The sequence below is a fragment of the Planctomycetia bacterium genome, from assembly GCA_034440135.1.
Classification (GTDB): Bacteria; Planctomycetota; Planctomycetia; order Pirellulales; family JALHLM01; genus JALHLM01.
The window spans coordinates 1-22,520 of sequence record JAWXBP010000008.1 but is presented as its reverse complement, the minus strand read 5'-3'; the positions used below and the strand labels follow the sequence as shown (position 1 = coordinate 22,520).

19 protein-coding genes are annotated in these 22,520 nt (G+C 61.9%); 8 read left to right on the top strand and 11 right to left on the bottom strand.

Annotated features, from left to right (window positions below):
- Positions 1-53: 53 nt before the first annotated feature.
- Complete coding sequence (locus SGJ19_00385; GenBank protein MDZ4778691.1) at positions 54-1,541, top strand: hypothetical protein; 1,488 nt, start codon at positions 54-56, stop codon at positions 1,539-1,541.
- A gap of 122 nt (positions 1,542-1,663) precedes the next feature.
- Here the strand turns inward: SGJ19_00385 and SGJ19_00380 are convergent, their stop codons facing one another.
- From SGJ19_00380 to SGJ19_00355, 6 genes are all read right to left on the bottom strand, one after another.
- The gene (locus tag SGJ19_00380; protein MDZ4778690.1) at positions 1,664-2,452 is read right to left on the bottom strand and encodes an SDR family NAD(P)-dependent oxidoreductase; all 789 of its coding nucleotides are present in this window, start codon (positions 2,450-2,452) and stop codon (positions 1,664-1,666) included.
- Between the two features lie 146 nt (positions 2,453-2,598).
- Positions 2,599-3,918, bottom strand: a complete 1,320-nt coding sequence (hflX, locus tag SGJ19_00375) for a GTPase HflX (GenBank protein MDZ4778689.1) — start codon at positions 3,916-3,918, stop codon at positions 2,599-2,601.
- 130 nt (positions 3,919-4,048) lie between these two features.
- Positions 4,049-5,179 carry a ribosome small subunit-dependent GTPase A gene (gene rsgA / locus SGJ19_00370; protein MDZ4778688.1) on the bottom strand — a complete coding sequence of 377 codons (1,131 nt, stop codon included), beginning with the start codon at positions 5,177-5,179 and terminating at the stop codon, positions 4,049-4,051.
- Between the two features lie 171 nt (positions 5,180-5,350).
- Positions 5,351-5,818: a hypothetical protein gene (locus tag SGJ19_00365; protein ID MDZ4778687.1), complete on the bottom strand. Its 468-nt coding sequence runs from the start codon at positions 5,816-5,818 to the stop codon at positions 5,351-5,353.
- Positions 5,815-6,093, bottom strand: a complete 279-nt coding sequence (locus SGJ19_00360) for a hypothetical protein (protein ID MDZ4778686.1) — start codon at positions 6,091-6,093, stop codon at positions 5,815-5,817. The genes SGJ19_00365 and SGJ19_00360 overlap by 4 nt, the downstream gene beginning before the upstream one ends.
- Before the next feature lie 87 nt (positions 6,094-6,180).
- Positions 6,181-6,648, bottom strand: coding sequence for an FHA domain-containing protein (locus SGJ19_00355; protein MDZ4778685.1), 468 nt, complete (start codon positions 6,646-6,648; stop codon positions 6,181-6,183).
- A 92-nt stretch (positions 6,649-6,740) separates the two neighbouring features.
- Between SGJ19_00355 and SGJ19_00350 the strand changes: the two genes are divergently transcribed.
- The 6 genes from SGJ19_00350 to pheT all read left to right on the top strand — a co-directional run bounded on the left by SGJ19_00350 (position 6,741) and on the right by pheT (position 13,971).
- A complete protein-coding gene (locus SGJ19_00350; protein MDZ4778684.1) occupies positions 6,741-7,730 on the top strand; it encodes a TIGR01212 family radical SAM protein in 990 nt (329 codons plus the stop codon).
- Positions 7,731-8,008: 278 nt separating this feature from the next.
- Positions 8,009-9,682 carry a dihydroxy-acid dehydratase gene (gene ilvD, locus SGJ19_00345; protein ID MDZ4778683.1) on the top strand — a complete coding sequence of 558 codons (1,674 nt, stop codon included), beginning with the start codon at positions 8,009-8,011 and terminating at the stop codon, positions 9,680-9,682.
- A 223-nt stretch (positions 9,683-9,905) separates the two neighbouring features.
- Positions 9,906-10,109 (top strand): 50S ribosomal protein L35, encoded by a 204-nt coding sequence (gene rpmI / locus SGJ19_00340; protein MDZ4778682.1) that lies wholly within the window; start codon positions 9,906-9,908, stop codon positions 10,107-10,109.
- Positions 10,110-10,246: 137 nt separating this feature from the next.
- Positions 10,247-10,612, top strand: coding sequence for a 50S ribosomal protein L20 (gene rplT / locus SGJ19_00335; GenBank protein MDZ4778681.1), 366 nt, complete (start codon positions 10,247-10,249; stop codon positions 10,610-10,612).
- 204 nt (positions 10,613-10,816) lie between these two features.
- Complete coding sequence (gene pheS / locus SGJ19_00330) at positions 10,817-11,836, top strand: phenylalanine--tRNA ligase subunit alpha (protein MDZ4778680.1); 1,020 nt, start codon at positions 10,817-10,819, stop codon at positions 11,834-11,836.
- 110 nt (positions 11,837-11,946) lie between these two features.
- On the top strand, positions 11,947-13,971 hold the full coding sequence (gene pheT / locus SGJ19_00325; GenBank protein ID MDZ4778679.1) for a phenylalanine--tRNA ligase subunit beta: 2,025 nt from the start codon (positions 11,947-11,949) through the stop codon (positions 13,969-13,971).
- 66 nt (positions 13,972-14,037) lie between these two features.
- On the opposite strand, the gene SGJ19_00320 is transcribed toward pheT, so the two are convergent.
- The 5 genes from SGJ19_00320 to bshB1 form a co-directional block, all read right to left on the bottom strand.
- Complete coding sequence (locus tag SGJ19_00320) at positions 14,038-14,700, bottom strand: hypothetical protein (GenBank protein MDZ4778678.1); 663 nt, start codon at positions 14,698-14,700, stop codon at positions 14,038-14,040.
- Between the two features lie 88 nt (positions 14,701-14,788).
- Positions 14,789-15,169, bottom strand: coding sequence for a DUF2752 domain-containing protein (locus tag SGJ19_00315; protein MDZ4778677.1), 381 nt, complete (start codon positions 15,167-15,169; stop codon positions 14,789-14,791).
- Positions 15,170-15,440: 271 nt separating this feature from the next.
- A complete protein-coding gene (gene ruvB, locus SGJ19_00310; protein ID MDZ4778676.1) occupies positions 15,441-16,484 on the bottom strand; it encodes a Holliday junction branch migration DNA helicase RuvB in 1,044 nt (347 codons plus the stop codon).
- 82 nt (positions 16,485-16,566) lie between these two features.
- Positions 16,567-20,310, bottom strand: coding sequence for a c-type cytochrome (locus SGJ19_00305; protein ID MDZ4778675.1), 3,744 nt, complete (start codon positions 20,308-20,310; stop codon positions 16,567-16,569).
- 120 nt (positions 20,311-20,430) lie between these two features.
- Complete coding sequence (gene bshB1 / locus SGJ19_00300; protein MDZ4778674.1) at positions 20,431-21,120, bottom strand: bacillithiol biosynthesis deacetylase BshB1; 690 nt, start codon at positions 21,118-21,120, stop codon at positions 20,431-20,433.
- Positions 21,121-21,345: 225 nt separating this feature from the next.
- Between bshB1 and SGJ19_00295 the strand changes: the two genes are divergently transcribed.
- Entirely contained in the window at positions 21,346-22,431 is a 1,086-nt protein-coding gene (locus SGJ19_00295) for a Gfo/Idh/MocA family oxidoreductase (protein MDZ4778673.1), read from the top strand.
- Positions 22,432-22,520: the final 89 nt, after the last annotated feature.

Below are 22,520 nucleotides of genomic sequence, written 5' to 3'. Positions count from 1 at the left end.
AATAGCTGGAAAGCGCGCAGCATTTCGAAACCGCGAAAACAGGAGCGTTAGCGATGCCAGGCATTCGTGAACGTGTGGCTGCGGTCCGTGCCCGTCAACAGCGGCAGTGGCTCTGGCTCTGCCTCTCGTGGGGACTTCTCGCCGGCGGCGCCGCGGGCGTCGTTTATGGACTGGCCGCGGCGATTTCGACTTTCCCGCTCCAATGGAGCATGGTTGGCACGCTCCTCGCTGCTGGCCCAGCGGCCGGCGCGCTGTTCGCGGTTGCCCGGCCGCGTCCGTTGCGCGCAGCAGCCGTCGCGATTGATCGCTCCTGTAGTTTGAAGGACCGTGTCGCCACGGCGCTGAATTTGATGTCAAAGTCCGGCGCGACGTCGCCGGTTCACGCGTTGCAGTTGGCCGACGCCGAAGATCATGTCGCCAAAATCGATCCGGCCGCCGTCGCGCCGATCCTGGCGCCCCGCCCGTGGTATTGGGGCCTCAGCTTCTCGGTGGCTGCCCTCGTGATCGCGTTTTTTGTCGTACCGGACGTTCAAGTCGTCGCCGCGCCAATCGCCAATAAAACCGTAGCGTTGCAGGCGGCCCGCGTTGAGAACAGCCTGGAGGATCTCAAAGAATTCAACAAAGAGCAGGCCGATCCGGAAATTGAAAAGCTCTTGAAGGAGTTGGCGGCCAAGATCGAGGAACTGAAACAGCCGGGACTCGATCCGAAAGAAGCGCTGGCGAAACTTTCCGAAATGGAAGCGGCGCTCCAACAACAGCAGACGCAACTGAACGATCCGAACGTCGCCGCCGAACTGCAATCGCTGGGCGAGGCCCTCTCGCTGGCGGAGCCGTTCCAATCCGCGGGCGAAGCCATGTCTCAAGGGGAAATGGACAAAGCCGCGGAAGAGCTCGCGAAGCTCGAATTGCCCAAGCTCGATCGTCAAACGGAGCGTGCCGTTACCGAAAAACTTGAGCAAGCCCAACAGAATTCCAGCGAGGGCCAGCAGAAGCGGCTCAAGGAAGCGATTGGTCAGATGAGCCAGGGCCTGAGCCAAGGGGATAAGTCCAAGTTCAAAGACGGCGCGCAGGGACTCGCCGGCGAATGCAAGAAGCAAGGTCGGCGGAAGAAACTCTCCGACCTGCTTCAGAAGCAGTGCCAATGCCTCTCGGAATGCAAAGGCGAATGTGAATCCGAATGCAAGAACGCCGCGATGAGCAACAAGAAGGGCGGCAAGAACTGGGGCCTCGGCGCCAGCGGAAACGAACTCGGTGACAAGACGGCTCAACTTAAGACCAGCCCGCAGATGAACCTCACGGGCCAGGAATCCGGTGAAGGCGACGTGGACGTCGAAACGATGACTTCGCCCGAGCAGCAGCAGGAAGCGATTCGCGAGTACCGTGAGAAGGCCAAGCAGTACGAACAACTTAGCGAGTCGGTGCTCGACTCCGAGCCGATCCCGCTCGGCCATCGACAAACGATTCGACGATATTTCGAAATGATTCGTCCCCAGGCCGGCGAAACGGATTCGGTCAACGAGGCCACGGGCGAAGCGAAATAACAAATCGCTAGTTGCTGATACGTGATTCGGCGCCACTTTGCCAAGCCCAGGGAAGGCCCCCGCAGTCGTACTTCTTGGATCGACTTCGAGGGCCTTCCCTGGGATTTACAACAAGCAGCGCCTTATCCATAGCGCGCCATCCAGGCATCTACCAGTCGTGGCGAAAACCGGTTGAACCAGACCATCAGCTTGCCGCGGGCGTTCGGGATGATCTCATGCTCGCGACGCTGCATCGCGCGAACGATGCGCCGGGCGACCACCGCGGCCGGCACGGGCGGTTGCTCGGGCCAAGGCGGCTTTTCACCCGCTTCAACGAGCTTGTCGAAGAACTCGCTTTCCGTCGTGCCGGGGCTGACGAGGAGCACTTCGACACCGAGCTTTGCCACTTCCGCGCGAAGTGCTTCGCTGAACCCGCGCACGGCGAACTTGCTGGCACAGTATTCCGTCATGTACGGAATGCCGCGATGCCCCAGGATGGAACCGATGTTAACGATCAGGGCGTCGTGGCCGGTGCGTAAATGCGGCAGTGCCGCGCGGGTCATTTCCACGAGCGCAAAAAGATTCACTTCGAAGATCCGACGCGCGCGTTCCGGATCGGCGTCGACGAACTTGCCTTGCGCCCCGATGCCAGCGTTGTTGACGAGCAAGTCGAGCCCGCCGAAGCGGTCGAGCGCCGTGGCGATCGCCCGTTCGCGCGTCTCGGCTTGCGTGATATCGCCGACGACCAGGCACACGTTGCCGCGAAACGCGGACGGCACTTTCTCAACAACCTCTTGAAGCCGCTGCTCACGTCGGGCGATGAGTACCAGCTTCGCGCCGGCGGACGCCAATTGCACTGCCAACGCGCCGCCGATGCCGCTCGATGCCCCGGTGATGATGCCACGCAGGCCGGAAATCTGGCGTCGTGACATGGAAAGCAGTCAGCGAAGATAGATGAAGTTGCGCCGCGCCAAGCCCAGGGAAGGCCCTCGAAGTCTCTTCTATCGTCGATAATCTCAGGTGGCCTTCCCTGGGCTTATTCTTGCGCAGCGCCGCGACCAATGCCAGCCGTGATTCACTACGCCACGTCTTCCACGGGGCCAAGTGCAGCACCGCTGCCGTTGTCTTGCCCGGCGAAGGCGTTGCCATGGAAGCGCACGCGGACCGCGGGGTCGCGCATCAGGCGGCCGGCGGCGGCGCGGGGCAGCCGGCAGTGGACCAGCACTGCCGTGTCGTTGTAGTGCTGCGACAGGATTTCTCCTTGCGCGGCGAGGAACGCCAACACGCGGCCGTTGCCGACTTCGGTTTCGACGTCGATATCGCAAAACCCGCGGCTCAGCGCATCGCTCACCGCGGAAGCCAGGCGATCGAGTCCGTGGCCCGAACGCGCGCTGATCGGGATCGCGTTCGGGTACATCTGCGTCAAGGAATCCAGCACGGCGCGGTTCGGCGCCGCATCGGCCTTGTTAAGGACTAACAACGTGTCCTTGGCCTCGATCTTGAGCTCTTCCAGCACCTTGAACACGGACGAGACCTGCTCGCGCACGCTCGGATTCGAGGCGTCCGCCACATGCAACAGCAGGTCCGCTTGCCGGGCTTCTTCCAACGTGGCCTTGAAGCTTTCGATCAAATGGTGAGGCAAATCACGGATGAAACCGACCGTGTCGCTCAGCAACACCGGTCCCCAGCCTGGCAACTGCCAGCGCCGGGTGCGCGTATCGAGCGTGGCGAACAGCCGGTTCTCCGTCAACACGTCGGCGCCGGTCAGCGCGTTCAGCAGCGTGCTTTTGCCGGCGTTCGTATAGCCGACGAGCGAAACCGTCATGCGCTCATTGCGTGCGGCGACTTCGCGAACTTTGCGTTTCGCGATGTCTTTCAACTCCGTGCGGAAATCGTGAATTCGCTTTTCGACCAACCGGCGATCGGACTCGATCTGTTTCTCACCCGGGCCGCGCATGCCGATGCCCATCTTCATGCGCGACAAGTGGGTCCACATCCGCTTCAAACGTGGCAGCGAGTATTCCATTTGCGCGAGCTCCACGGCCAGCCTGGCCTGATAGGTCTGCGCGCGGCTGGCGAAGATGTCGAGGATCAACTCGCTGCGGTCCAGCACTTTGACATTCGTGGCCTTCTCCAGATTGCGGGTCTGGGCGGGCGACAGATCGTTGTCGAAGCAGATCACGTCGGCGTCGTTCGCTTCGGCCAACACGCGCAATTCCTCGACCTTGCCGGCGCCGAGGTACGTCGTCTTATCGGGCGTTTCCCGACGTTGCGTAAGTCGGCCGACAACGCGCGCGCCAGCCGTTTCGGCCAATCCGGCCAATTCGTCCAACGGATCCTCGTGGTAGGCCACGCCCGGCGGCAGCACCGAAACCAAAACGGCCGCTTCCCGAGCAATCCCGTCGCTGCGATTGTTATCTTTCACGTGCAGAGAAATGTCCCAGTAAGAACAGGTTGTGGGTCGCGCTTACTTGATGACGCTACAAAACGGGTTCGGGTTCAGTGAAATCATACGACCTTCGACATTCTCATTCTTCGCCTTCAAACAGCCGGCAATAGCTCTCATATCGGCGCTCATCGAGCCAACCGTCGGCCACCGCGTCCTTCACGGCGCAGTCCTCCTCGTGGAGGTGCGTGCAATCCGGGTACCGGCAGCCGCTGACGAACGGCCGCAAGTCCCGGAAATAGCCCGCTACCTCAGCCGGAATCACGTCCCAAAGTTGCATCTGCCGAATGCCGGGCGTATCGACCACAAAGCCGCCGTCGGCGAGAGGAATTAGCGTGGCCGTCGTGGTGGTGTGCTTTCCCTTCGTGGTCTCGACGCTCACCTCTCTCACGCGAAGGTTGAGCGTCGGATCCACCGTGTTCAGGAGCGAAGATTTGCCGACGCCGCTTTGCCCGGCCAACGCGCTTTCGCGGCCCACCAGGTTTTGTCGCAATCGCTCGACGCCCTGTCCCGTGACGGCGCTCGTCAGCAGTACTTCGTAGCCTAGCTGCGAGTACAGCCCCACGAGCGGCATCAATTTGGCAGGGTCGACGAGGTCGATCTTATTGATGCAAATCAGGGGCCGAATCCCGCACTTTTCGGCGGTAATCAGAAACCGGTCGATCAGATTCGGCTTGAGCGGCGGCTGGTCGGCGCTGGCCAGGATCAGAAGTTGATCGACGTTGGTAACGATGATGTGCCGCCGGCCACGGCTATCGCGACTCAACGTGCCGTGTCGGGGATCCACGCGCTCGATGATCCCTTCGTTGCCCGGCGAGGGGCGAAACCAGACACGGTCGCCGGCTGCCACGACGTGACGTTGATCGGTGCTAAGCGTTTTGAGGATGCGGCGCACCGCACACTGATAGAACGCGCCGTCGTCGGCCAGCACCTTGCAGGTGAGGCCGAAGACCTTGAGCACGCGGCCCGCGAGGCAAGCGCTTTCGTCGACGTTCAGATGCACGTCGAAACTGGAGCCGTCGCAGCGCTCCGTCTCGACGCCGATCACCGTCCGCTTACGGGTCAGCTCCCCTTTGCCGCTGACGCGCTCCGTTTGAATCGCGTCGTCTTGCTGACCGCTGCCCGCGGCGAAATCGCGTGTCCAGTCCCCGGAGCGAGCCCGAGGCACGCGATTCTTGCGAAAATTAGCCCGCAGCTTTTGTTTTTTGGCCATGCAATCAATGAGCGACTGTTGGGGCCTCGCAGCTCAATCGGAAGTTCGACGCTTACGTCGGCCCTTGCACAGTGAATCTCCCGGCGTATCCCTTGTCTGGCGTACCATCTACCAATTCGAATATCAGCTGACAGATGGGCATTTCCACCGTGAGCTTTACATCCAACGGGCCTACATTCCACATTTCAAGTTGCAATGGGCTGCCTGGATATTCAGGATCGCCCTGCTTGAATCCAAAACCGGAATGTATCGTGGGGCCGTGATATGCACGCCAACTCCAAGCCGAGCCAGGCTGCTCTTACCTTCAACGCGTGCGGCCAATCGTGATTGGTGTGGAAGTCTAATCTTTTCGAGCGTCCAACCTAGCAAAAAACTCTGTGACTTGAAGGTGAATCCGTCCGCTGTGATTTCAATTCGCTCACTGTATGTGTTGCGCACAACTTCGAAATCATAGTCTGGGCTCGAAGGACAAACGACTGCCTCGACTCCATGACCGCCGGGTCGCTTCCAGATCACAAGTTGCTTTGCGAGACGCAAGTCAACCGCAGTTGACGACCAAGCTTCTGCGGAAGGCTTTGGCGTGATGCTGAGTGCGTTTCGTGCAATCGCGGCCAGGATTTCCCGGTCAGAAAGAATCATGCAAGCGCCTCGATGGGTTCATCAAGTTGCTCTTGTTTGACCCAAATGCGATTTGCACCGGTTTCCGCCTCATGCGGCAGTTCAATGAGCGCAGCTTGATGTGGAATATCAACCTGCACCACGCCGATTGGCAAAAAATACGTTTCGTCTTCCTTGGTGAGGAAGTCTTCCTCCACGCGGATGAAATGCTCGCGGCCACGGTAGTCCTTGAACCGGGCGACGACCTCCGACGACCTCAGTCCTGCTTCAATCTTGTTGCATCGAATCCTTGCCATGACAGGGCTCCTTTCCAGTGTTAGGCACGTCGATTGAAGTTGTTCGCGCCCAGGCGCTGCGTTCCTCGTATCTAATTTCGACTTTTCCTAAACTGGTCGGTTCGGGTCTTTGATTTGTCCGGCTTCGTTGTTCGTGACGTCGTAGCGCTGGACGCGGTCGCGCTCCGGATTAGCGGGCTTGTTCAGCCCCGCGCGTTCCAGGAGCGATTGGCCGAAGATCCGGGCCGCGTCGTCGTCGAGCGGCGGGGGGCCGACGGCGCCGATGTCGGCGGGAACGTAGTGCAGTTCGTACTTGTGCTTAGCGATGGCCACGCTGTCGCCCGGATCGATCCGCTTTTCCTCGGTGACCGGGACGCCGTTGATCTTCACGCCGTTCCGGCTCTGCAGATCCTTCACGTACCAGTAGCCGCCGTTCACCGACAGCTCGCAGTGATGGGCCGACACGTTCGGAAAACGCAACACGATGTCGCAACTCTCCCTCCGTCCGACCAATAGCTTTGATTTCAGCAAGGGAATGGTGTCGCCGCCGCCGATGGGGACCAGCTCTCCGTACATTCCGGCAACCTATGAGGACTCTTGAGGGGAGGGATAACGACGGGCTACAATGCGCGATGAATTCAACTAAAGTCTAGGCAGGGCATGGATTAGTGTCAATCAATCAGCCGACCCTGCCCGCCGCGATCCCGGAATGGCGGTCCGCCGGGCTCCGGTATTTCGCCTACAACTTCTACCTCCGGAAGCGTTTTGGCGAGCGAATCCAAAAGGTCAGCGTCGACGCCGGGTTCACCTGCCCAAATGTGGACGGCTCCAAGGCCACGGGCGGCTGCACGTTCTGCGACAACCGCAGCTTCAGCCCCAGCCGCCGGGTGCCGCGGCTGAACATCGGCGGCCAGATCGACGACGGCATCCGCCGGCTCAAAACTCGCTATAAGGTGGACCGCTTCCTGGCCTATTTCCAGCCGGCCACTAACACGTACGGGCCGCTGGAAAAGCTTCGCACGATGTTCGACCAGGCCCTGGCGCATCCGCAGGTCGTGGGCATCGCCGTCGGCACCCGGCCGGACTGTGTCCCGGAGGACGTGCTGAACCTGCTCGCGGAAGTCGCCGGGCGGACGTATCTGTCGGTCGAGTACGGCCTGCAAACGATGCATGACCGGTCGCTGGTCTGGATGAACCGCGCCCATGACCACGCGGCCAGCGTCGATGCCATCGAACGCAGCCGCGGCCGCAGCTTTGAGATCTGCGCCCACGTCATGCTCGGCCTGCCGGGCGAATCTCACGCCGATATGCTGGCCACAGCCCGGGAAATTGCTCGGTTACGACTCGACTCGGTGAAAATCCACAACCTCTACGCCGTCCGCAACACGCCGCTCGCCGACCAGGTCGCCCGCGGCGAGGTCCAACTCATGGAGCGCGACGACTACGTCCGCACGGTGGTCGACTTTCTGGAACGGATCCCGCCGGAATGCATCGTCGAACGCGTCAGCGGCGACGCCCCGCCCGATTACCTCATCGGGCCAGCGTGGTGCCTGGATAAGCCGGGGTTGAGAACGGCGCTCGACGCGGAATTCGCGCGCCGGGATACCTGGCAAGGAAGGCTCTCCCGTAGGTCAGCCACCGCAGTCGAAGGCGAATGACACGGCCAACACCAAGGCATTGTCAACATCCAAGAGTATTCCGGAATTGTGCCTGACAGGAAAGCGCTGCGTATTCCGTCAGGCACGCCTTACGCAGTCGCTCCGGACTTCGATTGTGCGCTCGCTTGATCGAAGCAGTTTCCTTTGGCGGCGGCGACTGACCTACGGGGCGGCTGCTGCGACGAAATCGCGCTGCCATGCCTACCGCTGGAATGCTGTCCCGCCTCGCGCTAAGATAGTCGCTTCCTCGCCCGCCACCCGCCGCACTCGGAGTTGTCATGTCCCTCAATAAGTACAGCGCCCGCATCACCCAGCCGAAGAGCCAGGGCGCCTCCCAGGCCATGCTGTACGGCACCGGCCTGACCGAAGCCGACATGCAGAAGGCCCAGATCGGCATCGCCAGCGTCTGGTACGAGGGCAACACCTGCAACATGCACCTCAACGACCTGGCGATGAAGGTCAAAGAGGGGGTCGTGGCGGCCGATCTCGTCGGGATGCGGTTCAACACCATCGGCGTCTCGGACGGCATCTCGATGGGCACCGATGGGATGAGCTATTCGCTCCCCTCGCGCGACTTGATCGCCGATTCCATCGAAACGGTCTGCTCGGCTCAGTGGTACGACGGCTGCGTCGTGCTGCCCGGCTGCGACAAGAACATGCCCGGCTGCTTGATGGCCTTGGGGCGGCTGAATCGCCCCGGCCTGATGGTCTACGGCGGCACGATCAAGCCGGGTCACCTGGGTGCCGAGGCCCTCGATATCGTCTCGGCGTTTCAGTGTTACGGGCAGTTCCTCTCGAATCAGATCGACGACAAGGTTAGGAAAGAAATCGTCGCCAAGAGCTGCCCCGGCGCCGGCGCCTGCGGCGGCATGTATACGGCCAACACGATGGCCTCCGCGATCGAAGCGATGGGCATGACGCTGCCGTACAGCTCGTCGATTCCGGCCGTGGACCCGGCCAAGGCGGACGAATGCGTCCGCGCCGGCAAGGCGATGCGGCTGCTCCTGGAGCGCGATATCAAGCCGCGCGACATCATGACCCGGGCGGCGTTCAAAAACTCCATGGTGATCGTGATGGCGCTCGGCGGTTCGACCAACGCCGTGCTGCACCTGATCGCCATGGCCAAGGCGGTCAACGTACCGCTTTCCATCGACGATTTCCAGAAAGTCAGCGACAAGGTGCCGTTTATTGCCGATTTGAAGCCCAGTGGACGCTTTGTCCAGGAAGACCTGCACAACGTCGGTGGCACCCCGGCGGTGATGAAGTACCTGCTCGAAAAAGGCCTGCTCGACGGCAGTTGCCTGACGGTGACCGGCCGCACCGTGGCGGAAAACCTGGCAGAACTGCCGGGCCTGAAATCTGGGCAAGAGGTAATTCACACGCTGGAAAAACCGATCAAGTCGACCGGACACATCCAGATTCTCCGCGGCAACCTGGCCCCGGAAGGCGCCGTGGCCAAAATCACCGGCAAGGAAGGGCTGGCGTTCTCCGGGACGGCGAAGGTTTACGACTCCGAAGAAGACATGCTTCACGCCCTGGAACGTAAGGAAATCGTCAAAGGGGACGTGGTGATCATCCGCTACGAAGGGCCGAAGGGGGGCCCCGGCATGCCGGAAATGTTGACCCCCACTTCGGCAATCATGGGGGCCGGCCTCGGTAAAGACGTGGCGCTAATGACGGACGGCCGCTTTTCCGGCGGTTCGCACGGCTTTATCGTCGGCCACGTCACGCCGGAAGCCCAGGAAGGGGGACCAATCGCCCTGGTTCGGAACGGCGATAAGATCACGCTGGACGCCTCGCGAAACGCGATTGAAGTCGCGATCAGCGAGCAAGAAATGAACGACCGGCGCAAGGCCTGGAAGGCCCCGCCCCTCAAAGCAACCCGGGGCGTACTGGCCAAGTACATCCGGTTCGTAAAGAGCGCGAGCGAAGGGTGCGTGACCGACGAGTAGGAGGCCGCACTAGCACAATTACGCGATTTCGCTCGTTAAGCCCAGGGAAGGCCACCCCAGTCTATCGCAGATAGATAGGACTTCGAGGGCCTTCCCTGGGCTTGGCGCGATCGACCATTTTTCCTTGGTTCGAGAACCGCCTTTCCCCCTTCCGCTGGCGGCGAGCGGCCCTATAATCATGGATTCTTCAAAACCCAACTGGCTTGCCACGGACGCAGCGACAATGCCAAAACAGAAAACACATAAGGGCGCCAAGAAGCGGTTCCGGGCAACCGGCACCGGCAAGATCAAGCATCGTCAATGCGGCACGAGCCACTTGGCGACGGCGATGAGCGCCAAGCGCAAGCGCAACCTCCGCGGCACCTCCGTCCTCGACAAAATGGACGCCGACCGCGTGCTGGAAATGCTCAAGGGAAACAGCTACTAAGGGAATGACGAAGTTCGAAATCCGAATGACGAACGCTCCGGCCTTCGAAATTCAGATTTCAGATTTGATTCGTCATTCCGATTTAGAAATTCGACATTCGCCCCTAAGGGGGCGCAGGAAGACGTTAAGGAAAGACCATGCGTACCAAAAAGGGCGCCGCTCGCAACCAAGCCAAGAAGCGGCTGTTCAAGAAGGTGAAGGGATTCGTCGGCGGCCGTCGGAAGCTGCTGCGTACCGCGAAGGAAACCTTGCTCCGGGCTGGCGCGTACGCCTATCGCGATCGCCGCAACCGCAAGCGCGAGTTCCGCCGGCTCTGGATCGTCCGCATCAACGCGGCCGTGAAGATGCGCGGTCTCCGCTACAGCGAGTTCATCGCCGGACTGCACCGCGCCAACATCGGTCTGGATCGTAAGTCCTTGTCCGAAATGGCCATCCACGACGCCCCGGCGTTCGACAAGGTCGTCGAAATGGTCAAAGGCGCGCTGCTGCAAAACGCGGCCTAAGTCCGTCGTTGGAACATCCCAACACTAGCCCGTTGCGCAAGCGAGGGAGAGCGGACGTTGCTTGCCGCTGGAGATGAAACTCTCCGTTGCGCCGCGTCGGAGCAACCGAGAGTTCGATCACTTCCGGTAAGCGTCGTCAACTCTCCCTCGCTTGCGCAACGGGCTAGTGTTGATGGACTACCCCATCTGGCACTGGTGTTCGCCGTGGCCCTGGCCAACTTCCTCGCCGAACTTGAAACGCTTGTCGCGGACGCCTCGCGTGCTTTTTCCGAGGCCGACGGCGCTGTGACGCTCGAAGCCGCGCGAATCGAGTTCCTCGGCGCAAAGAGCGGTCGCATCAAGGACGCCCAAAAGGGACTCGGCGCGGTCGATAAAGCCGACAAGCCAGCGGCCGGCAAACATTTCAACGACGCTAAGCAGGCCATCGAAGCGGCCTTCACGAGCGCTCAAGAGCGCAACTCTGCGCAGGGGAGCACAGAGCCGGGCCTGGCGCCAATCGACCTGACGCTGCCGGGCCGTCCGTTGCGTCTCGGTCGCCTGCATCCGCTCACGCAGACGATCGAGGAATTGAAAGAAATCCTTGGCCGGCTCGGGTTCAACGTCGCCGACGGGCCGGAGATCGAGGACGAGCGGCATAACTTCGAAGCGTTGAACATTCCGGCCTCGCACCCCGCGCGCGATCCGCTGGAGAACTTCTATCTCGCCACGGCCGAGCGCGGCGCCGGCGGGCCGTTGTTGTTGCGCAGCCAGACGAGCACGGTGCAGATTCGTGTCATGGAGGCCACGCAGCCGCCGGTACGGATCATCTCGCTGGGGCGCGTCTATCGGCCCGACACGGCCGATGACACGCACTACCCGATGTTCCATCAGATCGAAGGGCTGCTGGTCGATCGCAAAGTGACGATGGCCGATCTCAAGAGCACGCTCCGATTGTTCGCAGCGGCTTACTTCGGCGGCGACGTGCATATCCGTTTCCGCCCGTCATTCTTCCCGTTCACCGAGCCGAGCGTGGAAGTCGACATGAGCTGGCACGATCGTTGGATCGAAATGGGTGGCGCCGGCATGGTCGACCCGCACGTACTGCAGGCGGTTGGCTACGATCCCGAAGAATACACCGGCTTCGCCTTCGGGCTCGGCGTAGAACGCGTCTGCGCCCGACGCCATCAAGTCACCGACATCCGCGAGTTCTACAAAAACGACGTCCGCTTCCTGCGGCAGTTCTGACGGAACGAAGTAGGTGGAGTAGTTAGTAGGTGGAGTAGGTGAGGATGGTTTGCTTTCCAATACTGAAAACTGAAAACTGAAAACTGAAAACTTCAAACTAACCCCGCCCCATGCTGATCTCCTGGAACTGGCTCGCTGATTACGTTGCGCTGGAGATGCCGGCCGAGGAATTGGCGCGCCGGTTGATGATGGCGGGCTTGAATCACGAGTCGACGACTAAGGTCGGCGACGACGTGGCGATCGACTTGGAAGTGACGAGCAATCGGCCCGATTGTTTGGGGCATGTCGGGATCGCCCGGGAAGTCGGCGTGATCTTCGGGCTGCCTTGGAGAATCAAGGAGTCCAAACCGCGCGAGGGACGCACGCCCGTCGCGGAATTAGCGCAAGTCCGGATCGATTGCCCCGATCTCTGCCCGCGCTACACCGCGCGGGTCGTACGCGGCGTCAAGATTGGTCCGAGTCCCGCCTGGCTCGTCAAACGCCTGGCGACGCTCGGCGTGGCGGCGATCAACAACGTCGTCGATATCACGAATTACGTCCTGTTCGAATGCGGGCAGCCGCTGCATGCCTTCGATCTGTCGCGGCTCAGAGGCCGGCAGATTATCGTCCGCCGCGCGAAAGCCGGTGAGAAGTTTCAAGCGATCAATCACCAGGCGTACGATCTCACCGGCGAAATGTGCGTCATCGCCGACGCCGAGACTGCCGTGGCATTGGGCGGCGTGATGGGCGGCGCGGATTCCGAAGTCTCCGCATCGACCACCGACCTGCTGATCGAGGCCGCCGAGTTCTTGCCCGGTTCCATTCGCAATACCGCCCGAGCGCTCAATCTGCGCAGCGATTCGTCATACCGATTCGAGCGCGGCGTCGATCCGGAGGGCATCGACTGGGCTAGCCGCCGGGCGTGCGAGTTGATCCTCGACCTGGCCGGTGGAGAACTAGCCGCGGGCGTCATCGATGTCGGACCTGCACGGCCACCGCGCGAGCCGGTCGTGTTGCGACTCAACCAATTGCCGCGCATTTTGGGAATCGACGTTCCGGCTGAACAGGTACGAGCCATCTTGAGCTCGCTCGGTTGCGCTGCGCAAAGTGCGGACGCCTCCAAGATTGCCGTCGTCCCACCGTCGTGGCGGCGCGATCTGACGCGCGAGATCGATCTCGTCGAAGAAGTCGCGCGGATTCATGGCTACGACAAGATTCCCGAAGACGTCAGCGTGCCGATGGCCCGGTCGGCGCGGAGCGACGAGGACCGCGTGCTGTCGCGCGTGCGCCACGTGCTCACTGCGGCCGGCTTTGATGAGGCTTACACGCTGAGCGCCGTCGAACCCGGCATCTCCGCCGCGTATAGCCCTTGGACCGACGCCGCGCCGCTCATTTCGCAAATGCCGATCCTGCGCGGCGCGAATCAATTGCGGCGCAGCCTGATTCCTAGCTTGCTCGTCGCGCGGCGCACCAACGAGAGCCTCTCGAATCCGGTGATTGAGTTGTTCGAGATCGCCAAAGTCTATTTGCCGCGCCCCGGTCAACTGCCGAGCGAGGAACGACTGATCGGCATTACCTCCGGCGGCGGCTATCACGAGCTAAAAGGCGTCATCGAGGCGCTCGTTCGCGAGTTGCATCCCACGTTAACGGTCGAAGTTGCGCCGGCCGAGCACGAGTTGTTCGCCAAGGGGCGCTACGCGCGGCTCTCGATCGCGGGCGAAACGCTTGGTTACGTCGGCGAAGTCAGCTCCGCGGGGCAGAAGAAGTTCGACCTGCGGGGCGGCGCGACGGCTGCGGAATTGCAACTCTCGCTGCTGACGAAGCTGGCGAACTTGATCCCCACTTATGTCAAGCAGCCGCAACATCCGGCGATCGAGCGCGACTTGAATCTCGTCGTCGACGAATCGACCCAATGGTCGGACGTGGCGGCCACGGCCAGTGCTGCGGCGGGACCGTTGTTGGAAACAATCGCCTACCGCGATACGTACCGACACGCCGAACGCCTCGGCGCCGACAAGAAGAGCTTGCTGCTCACCATCACTCTGCGAGACCCCGACGCCACGCTCACCAGCCAGGCGGCCGATCAAGTCTGTGAGCAAATCGTCGCCGCCTGTGCCAAGCAGCTTGGCGCGGAGCTCCGCGGCGTGGAAAAATAGCACCGCGCGAAGCGGAATTGTCCGGTCGACGGTGCTCGCCAGAGTCACCGGCCCGTAGCGTCTCGGCTACAGCGCCTTGCTGTCAATCGCGTAGTCTTCGAAGTTATCGTAATCGTAGAACAGCTTGCCGACTTGGCGCGCCAGGACGCCGACGAATTCGCGGCGGAATTGTTGCGGCGGCTTGCTGTCGCGGGCGATGGGGGCGTTCGGCGGATACTTCACCTGCAGCATCTTCTCGTAAATCGCCTTGCCGCGTTCGTTCATGTCGTAGACCGTGATCGAGATGGCGGCCGTGCCCTGATAAAGCGTCTGGCCAGCGTAGATGTGGAAGGTCTCCAGATCGACGCCGACGATCATGTCGGCCTCGAGGGCCTCGCCGACCTCGGTGTATTCCTGCCAAGTGTGCTCGTCGGTCCATTCATCGACGTCGCGGTAGTCCACGACTTCAATTTTCTTGACGTTGGTGTCGAGCAATTCGCCGATCGCGATTGCCAATTCCTTGCTGCCGACGGCGCCGTCGCTGAATTCCATCTCGGCCGGCGGGCGGCAGACCACGACCACGCGTTGCCCTTTGAGCGCGGTACACTCGGCCATGCGGTTGGTCCCTTTCATCAGCCACATGGCGCCCGCGATCCAGTTCGCGCAGCCAGCGGCGGCAAAGGTCGGCAACAGCATCGCCACGAGCAGCGCCCAGCTCCATGCCGCGCGCGAAGTAGTCCGTCGTTCCATCGATCGGCCCCACGAAAAAAGTATCAGCGAAGCATGACGCGCAATGAACATCCCTGTTCAAACTGCGTCATGCATACTTCCGCCTTCGTTACCGCCAAACTCTCGCATACCAGTCGATCAGCGTGACGCCCACGATGATCACCGATACTGTGGCCAGCAGCCGATCACCCGGCGCTCCCCACAGCCAGCGGCCGCGTAGTCCCGAGACCAAGGCCCAGGGACCGGCCACCGCCGCCGTGATCGCCAGCAGCAATCCGCCCGCGTTTGCCTGACACGCCGCGATGAACCTGCCTTGCGTGGCCAGGCTCCACGACGTCGTCATGCCGCACGACGGACAGCGCATGCCGAAGTACCACACGATGGTGCAAGGCGGCAGTCCCAACTGTTGATGCGTCCCCAACCCGGCGGCGTTCGGCGTCAACCGGCTCGCCACCACTAAGGGAATCAGCATCGCCAGGGCCAGTAGCATCAACGTCACGCGCCAACGCGCCGGTAATCGAGCGGGTTCACGCGCCAAGGGTTCCACGGCCACCTACACATCGCGGGCGGAGAATACAAAGGGGTGGAAAACGCGGCAAGGCCGGTTTGGGGACGGTGCATGCTGCCAAGCAAACAACCCGGAGCCGTTTGAAATCGAACTATGGGGTGCCACTGGCGGCTGGTCCGCCAGTGCTAGCTGCGATGATTCACTGGCGGACAAGCCGCCAGTGGCACCCGAAAACGATGACCTCATACAGTGATCAGAATAGCCGACTCTGGCCGTCCGCGTCAGGAACCGTTAGCCCCAAATGCTCGTACGCCGCCGGCGTGACGCGCCGTCCGCGCGGAGTGCGGATCACCAACTCCGAACGCAGCAAGTACGGCTCCACTTCGTCGACCAGCGTATCCGGCGCCACGTTCATCGTGTGAGCGATCGCTTCCATGCCGGCCGGACCGCCATGAAAGACGCGGATGATCGTCTCCAAATAGCGACGGTCCTGCCGATCGAGGCCCCGCGGATCAACGCCGCCCATATCGAGGGCCGCCTGAGCGAGGTGGAGATTCACCTTGCCGTCGGCCTTGCTCGTGGCATAGTCGCGGACCCAGCGGAGACGATTGTTGGCGACTCGGGGCGTACCCCGGCTCCGTTCGGCGATCTCGCGCGTCGCTTCCGGCGCGATTTCCGATTGCAGTCGCACGGCGTTGCGGCGAATGATTTCGGCCAATTCGTCGACGGTGTAAAAGTCGAGATGTTCCCGAATCACAAACCGGTCCCGCAATGGCGCGGAGAGCATGCCACTCCGCGTCGTGGCGCCGATCAAAGTGAACCGCTTGAGCGGCATATTGATCGTCCGGGCGTTCATCCCCTCGCCCAGCACGATATCGATCCGAAAATCTTCCATCGCCGGATACATGAATTCCTCGACCGCCTTCGGCAGCCGGTGAATCTCGTCGATGAATAGGACGGAGCCTTCCTCCAGGTTCGTCAGATAAGGCAGCAAGTCTTTGGGAGCGGCCAAGGCGGCGCCGCTCGCCATTTGCAGCGGCACCCCCATCTCCGTCGGCAACACCGAGGCAAAGGTCGTTTTGCCCAGCCCGGGCGGCCCGTCGAAGAGAATATGGCCGAGCGGCTCACTCCGCTTCTGCGCGGCATCCAGCGCGATCTCCAGCCGCGCGTAAACCTCGCGCTGCCCGACCATGTCGCGCATCCGCGTGGGGCGCAGCGAACGATCGAATTCGTCCACGGCGACAACGGCCGTGCTGCTGGCGGCCGCACTCCCTCCAAGGATTGTCTCCCGCGCCATGGCCGATCATCCGATGTGAACAAGCGTCAACCGCGTCAATATACCCAGCATCGGCCATTTCGACGACCCACATCAGCGCTCGCTACTGCGGCGGGCTCGCCATGTACGCGAACAGGTCGACAATCTCCTCCCGGGTCAGCGTGTTGAACAACCCGTCCGGCATCGCGGATTGCTTGGCCGGAGCCATTTCGGCGATGTCTTCCTTGGCGATCACGTTTTTCTTGGCTTGGTTGTCCAGCACCACGATGGTCGTGCCGCCTTGCTCGGCGACGATGCCGGTGTAAGTCAGGCCGTCCTTGGTCTGCACGGTTTTCGCCGCGTACTGGTCGGAGATCACCTGCGAGGGGAACAGCACCGATTCAACAATTTCCTTCTTGTGGAACCGTTGGCTGATCGTCGTGAGGTCCGGCCCAAGGCTTTCGCCGCGGGCGCCGTAACGGTGGCATTTGATGCACGTCGCCTTCTCGAATACCACGGCCCCGCGCTCGGCGTCGCCGGGTTTCACATCCGCGCCAATTAGCAGCCCGATGAGATCTTCGTGGGTCCAACTCGAGCCGTCGCCGACGACCGGAGGTGCAGGATCCAATTCGTTCGGATACTTCTGGCGAAACCAATCCTGCCACTTGGCAAGCGCCGTGTTCCACGGTTCGTCGGCTGCGCTCGCATTCGCGCCGGTCCAATGCGCCAGGAGCGCCACGGCCAACTTGCCGCCTTGATCGCCCAGCCGCAGCCCGCAAAGGATCGCCTGCCGAATCGGTTCCGGCGCCTCGGGCTTGCGGGGCACTTGCGCGAGCTGCCCCAGAATGAAGCGCGCCGGTTCGCCTTCCGCAACCGCCATCCCGCGGACCAGCAGCGGCCAGTTCTCCCCCTCCGGCTCCACCGCGAGGCCCATCGCCAGAATTTGCCTTCGATCCGGTTCGCGTTCGAACAATTCGCGCAGATACTTCAAAGCTTCCGGCTGCTTGCTGGCCGACAACAGCGCCGCGATGCCGGTGCGGAAGCGCATTACGGCGATTTCGCGGGTGCGCGGCGCGAGCTTGCCGTCCAATTGCATCAGCTTCTCGACCATCGACCTGTCCGGCACGCCCAGTGTCCGCAATGCATCCGTCGCGGCACTAGGGGCCTTGTCCGCATATTCAAGAATCTCCAACCGCGCCGCCGGCGCCAGTCGCGTTACGAACTCGCGCGTGACGGTGTCGATATAACTCTCCAAATCCTGCCCGCCGGACTGAAAGCGCGCGAACTCCAAGAACTCCAGCAGCGCCTGCCGCTCGGCCGGTTGCCACTTATCCGCCACGAACACGGCAAACAGCGCCGTTTGCAGCCGGTCTTCCAGCGGCGCTGAAGATTGAATCTGTTGCAACGCCCGCGGCGCCAACGTCGGCTCCTGCAAGTAGCCCAACAGCCGGATCAACTCGCGATTGGCGATCGGATCTTTGGCCGGATACCCTCCGTTCAACAGCGCCGCGATCTCCGGCGCTTGATCCCGGCGCAATCCGCTGCGATGCAGCGCCACCTCCACGAGCCGCAGGAGATCGAGGCGATCCACCTCGCTCAGGTCTTTTTTCATCCAATCAGCGGCGCCCAGCAAGACGAGCGTCATCGAAGACGCGCTGCGACTGGTGCGAAGGACGGCGAGCGCGCCTTCCAGAAAGGCCCGTGGCTGCTTCGCTTCGAGCGCCGCTGCTTGCCACGTTTGCGGCGGTTGCCGTTCCATGAGTCTTCCAGCCGCCCACCGTACGTAACGATCCGCGTCCGCCAAGAGCGGAATCACCTTCGCCGCATCGACCGCCACATTGCGTTCCATCAACGCTTCGCAGGCCTTGCGGCGCACCATGGCCTCGGAGTCGCGCAGCATTTCAGTCAAGCGCGCATCTCCCGCCGCATCGCCGTAGATGCCGAGGAACATCGCGGACTTTTCCCGCACTTCAGGAACTCCATCCGCGGACAACTTCAACAGTCCGGCCGTTGTGTGCGCAGGACCGACCAGGTGCATCAAATCCAGCGCGCGCGCGCGATCCACGGGAGAATGCGTCGCGCTGGCGACGACCGCCGCGAGTTGAGAATCCCACTGCGCGCCCATCCGCTCCTTGAGCCCGGCAATGGCGTTTCTGGCCCAGGCGCTCTGCAGTTGCGGCTGCCGGATCGCTTGCATGATGCCCGGCTCCACCAACGGTACGAGCGACGGCCGCAATGCGACGACGCGATAGACGCCTCCTTCGGTGCCGCGCCCGCCGGTCGAAAAATACAGCCAGCCGTCCGGACCGACGGCGATGTCGGTGACATTCAACGGGCGGCCCTCGAGAAACGTCTCTTCCTCGGCTCGATAATGCGCCCCATCGCGTTCCACATGCAGAGCCAGAATCCTTCCACGCGACCAATCACAAGCAAACACCGCGCCATGGTAACGAAGTGGAAAACGGACGTGATCGTAAACCTCCACGCCCGACGGCGAGCCGCGCCCAAGGTCGATCACGGACGGCAGTGAATCAAAAAAGTAAGCCGGCCAGTTGCCCCAACCTGCCCGCCAACCGAACTCCGCCGCGGACACGCAGAGACACATTCGCGTGGGCCGATACCAGGGCAGGCCGATGTCCAGCTCCGTGTCGGAATCGACCGTGAACAGGTCGCCCGATTGATTGAACGCCATGTCGTAGGCGTTGCGAAACCCGCCGCAATAAACCTCGACGTTCTGACCTTCCGTGTCGGTTCGCAAGATCACGCCGCCTGGCGCCGTGATGCCGGCGGAATTGCCCGTCGCGACGTCGAAACGCTTCGGCGCGAGGTCTCCTTCGTAGAAGTATCGGTAGGGACTCGTCGCCTTGTAACGCACCTCGGCCGCATTCAGGTTACCAACCATCAAGTAGATGCGGCCGTCCGGCCCCAGCACGGGTGCGTGCGGACCATGCTCGCTGCGCGGCTTCTGAAAGCGAAACAGCAGTTTGAGTTGATCTGCTTTGCGATCGCCGTTCGTGTCTTGCAACAAATAGAAGCCAATCCCATTCGGTCCATCACCGACGGCATACAGCTTCCCATTCAGCGCCAACAGGCCCTGGCAATCGTTCACCTGGTCGCTGAATACTTCGGCGATGTCGAATGCGCCGTCGTTGTTTGCGTCGCGAATCAACAAGATCGGCCCGCGCTCGCGCGACGCCAGGATTTCTCCGTATTCATTGAATGTCATCGCGATCAGCGAGCCCGTTTCCGCCGGCGGCGCGACGCGCTCCACGCGAAACTCTGGCGACAAAGTGAAGCGCCCGCTCGCCTTGCCATCCTGGGTGCGCAATTTGTCACCCCACGGCTGCGCGCCGCCAAGTTCGCCCAAACTCACTGCGGGTTGCCAGGCCCGATCGTCGAAGCGCGAACGCTCCCAACCGGCGGTCTCTTTCGTGCTCACACGCCAGCTGGGGTCGGTCGAATGGGAAACGTCCGTGTTCCCTTCGTTGCGGACGGTCACGCGCGCTACCAGCCCCGCCGGACCGCCGTCGTCGTTGCTGGCCTTGATCGCCAGCACGTTGCGCCCCTTCACCAGCCGCGACAGCAGGTCGAAGCGCTCCAGCGTTTCCCAGCCGCTCCCGTCACCGACACGCACGCCGTTAAGATACAGCTCGTAACTCCCGTCGGCGGTGATTTCGATCGTGCCCGCTTCCGGCTTGGGCAGCGTAAACTCCTGACGGAAATAGCAAACCTTGACCTGCGAAGGATTCGGCGAGCCCCAAATCCATTGGGCCTCGCCCGTTTGGGCAGCACTTTGGCCCGCACCCAGCATCCATTGCACCGCGCACCAAGCCGCGGCCAAACGAAGCGTTCCACGCCAATTATTCATATCGCTGTGCCGCCCAGGAGGAGAATCCCGCACTCCGCAACCGCGGGAATCCGGTCAACATATCATTCCCAGGCAAAACCGGACAACCGCGACCCAAGCCCGGCCGAGGCGCCTTAGCCGTTAGACGAGGTCCCGCATGCTCGTCAGCCCGATCGGCTCGCGGCACATGAACGGCTCTCCGTATTGCTTGCCAATCGACCAGCCCCAGTATGCCGCCTGATCTCGCAAGCGGTCGACAAACGTCGGCGGTTCGCTCGGACGCCCCTCGATGAACTGGCTATGAAAACACTCGATGGCGCGGCGTTTGGCGTCCCAAAAAGGGCTGATATCCAACACGAAATCAGGCTTCAGCAGCACTTTGAGATGTACGCAGGAGTAGTGAATGACCCGCTCCGGGTGGCATGGCTCGCCGGGCAAATCGGACTTCGTCAGCTTCGACCAGAACCGTGCGGCCTCGATGAGCTCCGTCGCCGCGAGGTGATCCGGATGCGCGTCGACCCAATAGGGCGCCAGCAACCACTTCGGCCGCTGTTGCCGGATCAGACCGGCCAGTTTGGCTCTGGCCTCCAGCGTGTGTTCCAGACTCCGGTTGGGCAATCCGAGGTTGCCGCGCCAGTCCAATCCCAGGATTTCGGTCGCCGCGGCAGTTTCCCGAGCGCGGATCTCCAGACTGCCATGCGGCGTGGGCTCGCCGCTCGTGAGATCCAGCACGCCGACCCGTTTTCCTTCGGCCTTCCAGCGCAAAATCGCGCCGCCGCAACCAAGCTCAGCGTCGTCCGGATGCGGGGCAATCACGAGGATGTCGAGCATGGGCAGCAACCAGGAGTCGGGAAACGAGAAGCTATGAATTAGAAGCGAACCGTCGTCGTCGGGTCACATCGAGCGCTACGTCTAAGCCCAGGGAAGGCCCTCAAAAACCTCTCCATCTCCCTCGATCTCAGGAGGCCTTCCCTGGGTCCGGAGCGCAACGCCACGTCAGCTCCCGTTATAATCCTCGCTCGCCATGACGTTCGTCAACACGTGGGGAGCAGTCGGATGAGTTTTGGATTTGGAATCGTCGGCGTCGGGATGATCGCCAAGTTTCACGCCCGGGCGATTGCCGACGTGCGTGGCGCGAAACTAGTGGGCTGCTATGGGCGTCGCCCCGAGGCGGCCAAAGCCTTCGCCGCGGAGCAGGGTTGCGAAGCATTCGCGTCGCTCGACGCGATGCTGGCGAATCCGCAACTCGACGTTGTCACAATTTGCACCCCCAGCGGCGCGCACTTGGAGCCGGCCGTTCAGGCCGCCAAAGCAGGCAAGCATGTGATCGTGGAAAAGCCGCTGGAGATCACGCTGCGGCGCTGCGATCGCATCATCGACGCCTGCGATCGACAGGGCGTACGGCTGGCGACCATCTTCCCCTCGCGTTTTCACGACAGCAGCCGCACGCTCAAAGCGGCGGTCGACGCCGAACGTTTTGGTCGCCTGACGTTGGGCGATGCCTATGTGAAGTGGTATCGCTCGCAGGCCTACTACGACAGCGGCGCCTGGCGCGGCACCTGGGAGCTCGACGGCGGCGGCGCGTTGATGAATCAGGCCATCCATAACATCGATCTACTGCAATGGCTGATGGGTCCCGTGGCCGAGGTCCAGGCGCAGACCGCGCTCTTGGCACACGATCGGATTGCCGTCGAAGACACCGCCGTGGCGGCCTTGCGCTTTACCAACGGCGCGTTGGGCGTGATCGAGGCCACGACATCGGTCTATCCCGGCTATCTCAAACGCCTGGAAATCCACGGCAACGCGGGTTCCGCTGCGATGGAAGAGGAAGATATCGTCCGCTGGGACTTCGCCAAGAAGCAGAAGCGTGACGAAGCCATTCAGGCGGCCATGCAACGCTCGAAAAGCACCGGTGGCGGCGCGGCCGATCCCAAGGCCATCGGCCATCACGGCCATACGCGGCAGTTTCAGGATTTCGTCGACGCCCTTAAGAAAGATCGTCCCTTGGCCGTGGACGGGCGCGAAGGACGCAAAGCGGTGGAGATTATCCTGGCGATCTACAAATCGGCGGAAACCGGCAAGGCAGTGAAGCTGCCGTTGCAGGGGGACCCGGTGTTGAAGCGGAGGAAGGGAGAGAAATAAAGGAGTAGGAGTAGGAGTAGGAGTAGGAGTAGGAGTAGGAGTAGGAGTAGGAGTAGGAGTAGGAGTAGGAGTAGGAGTAGGAGTAGGAG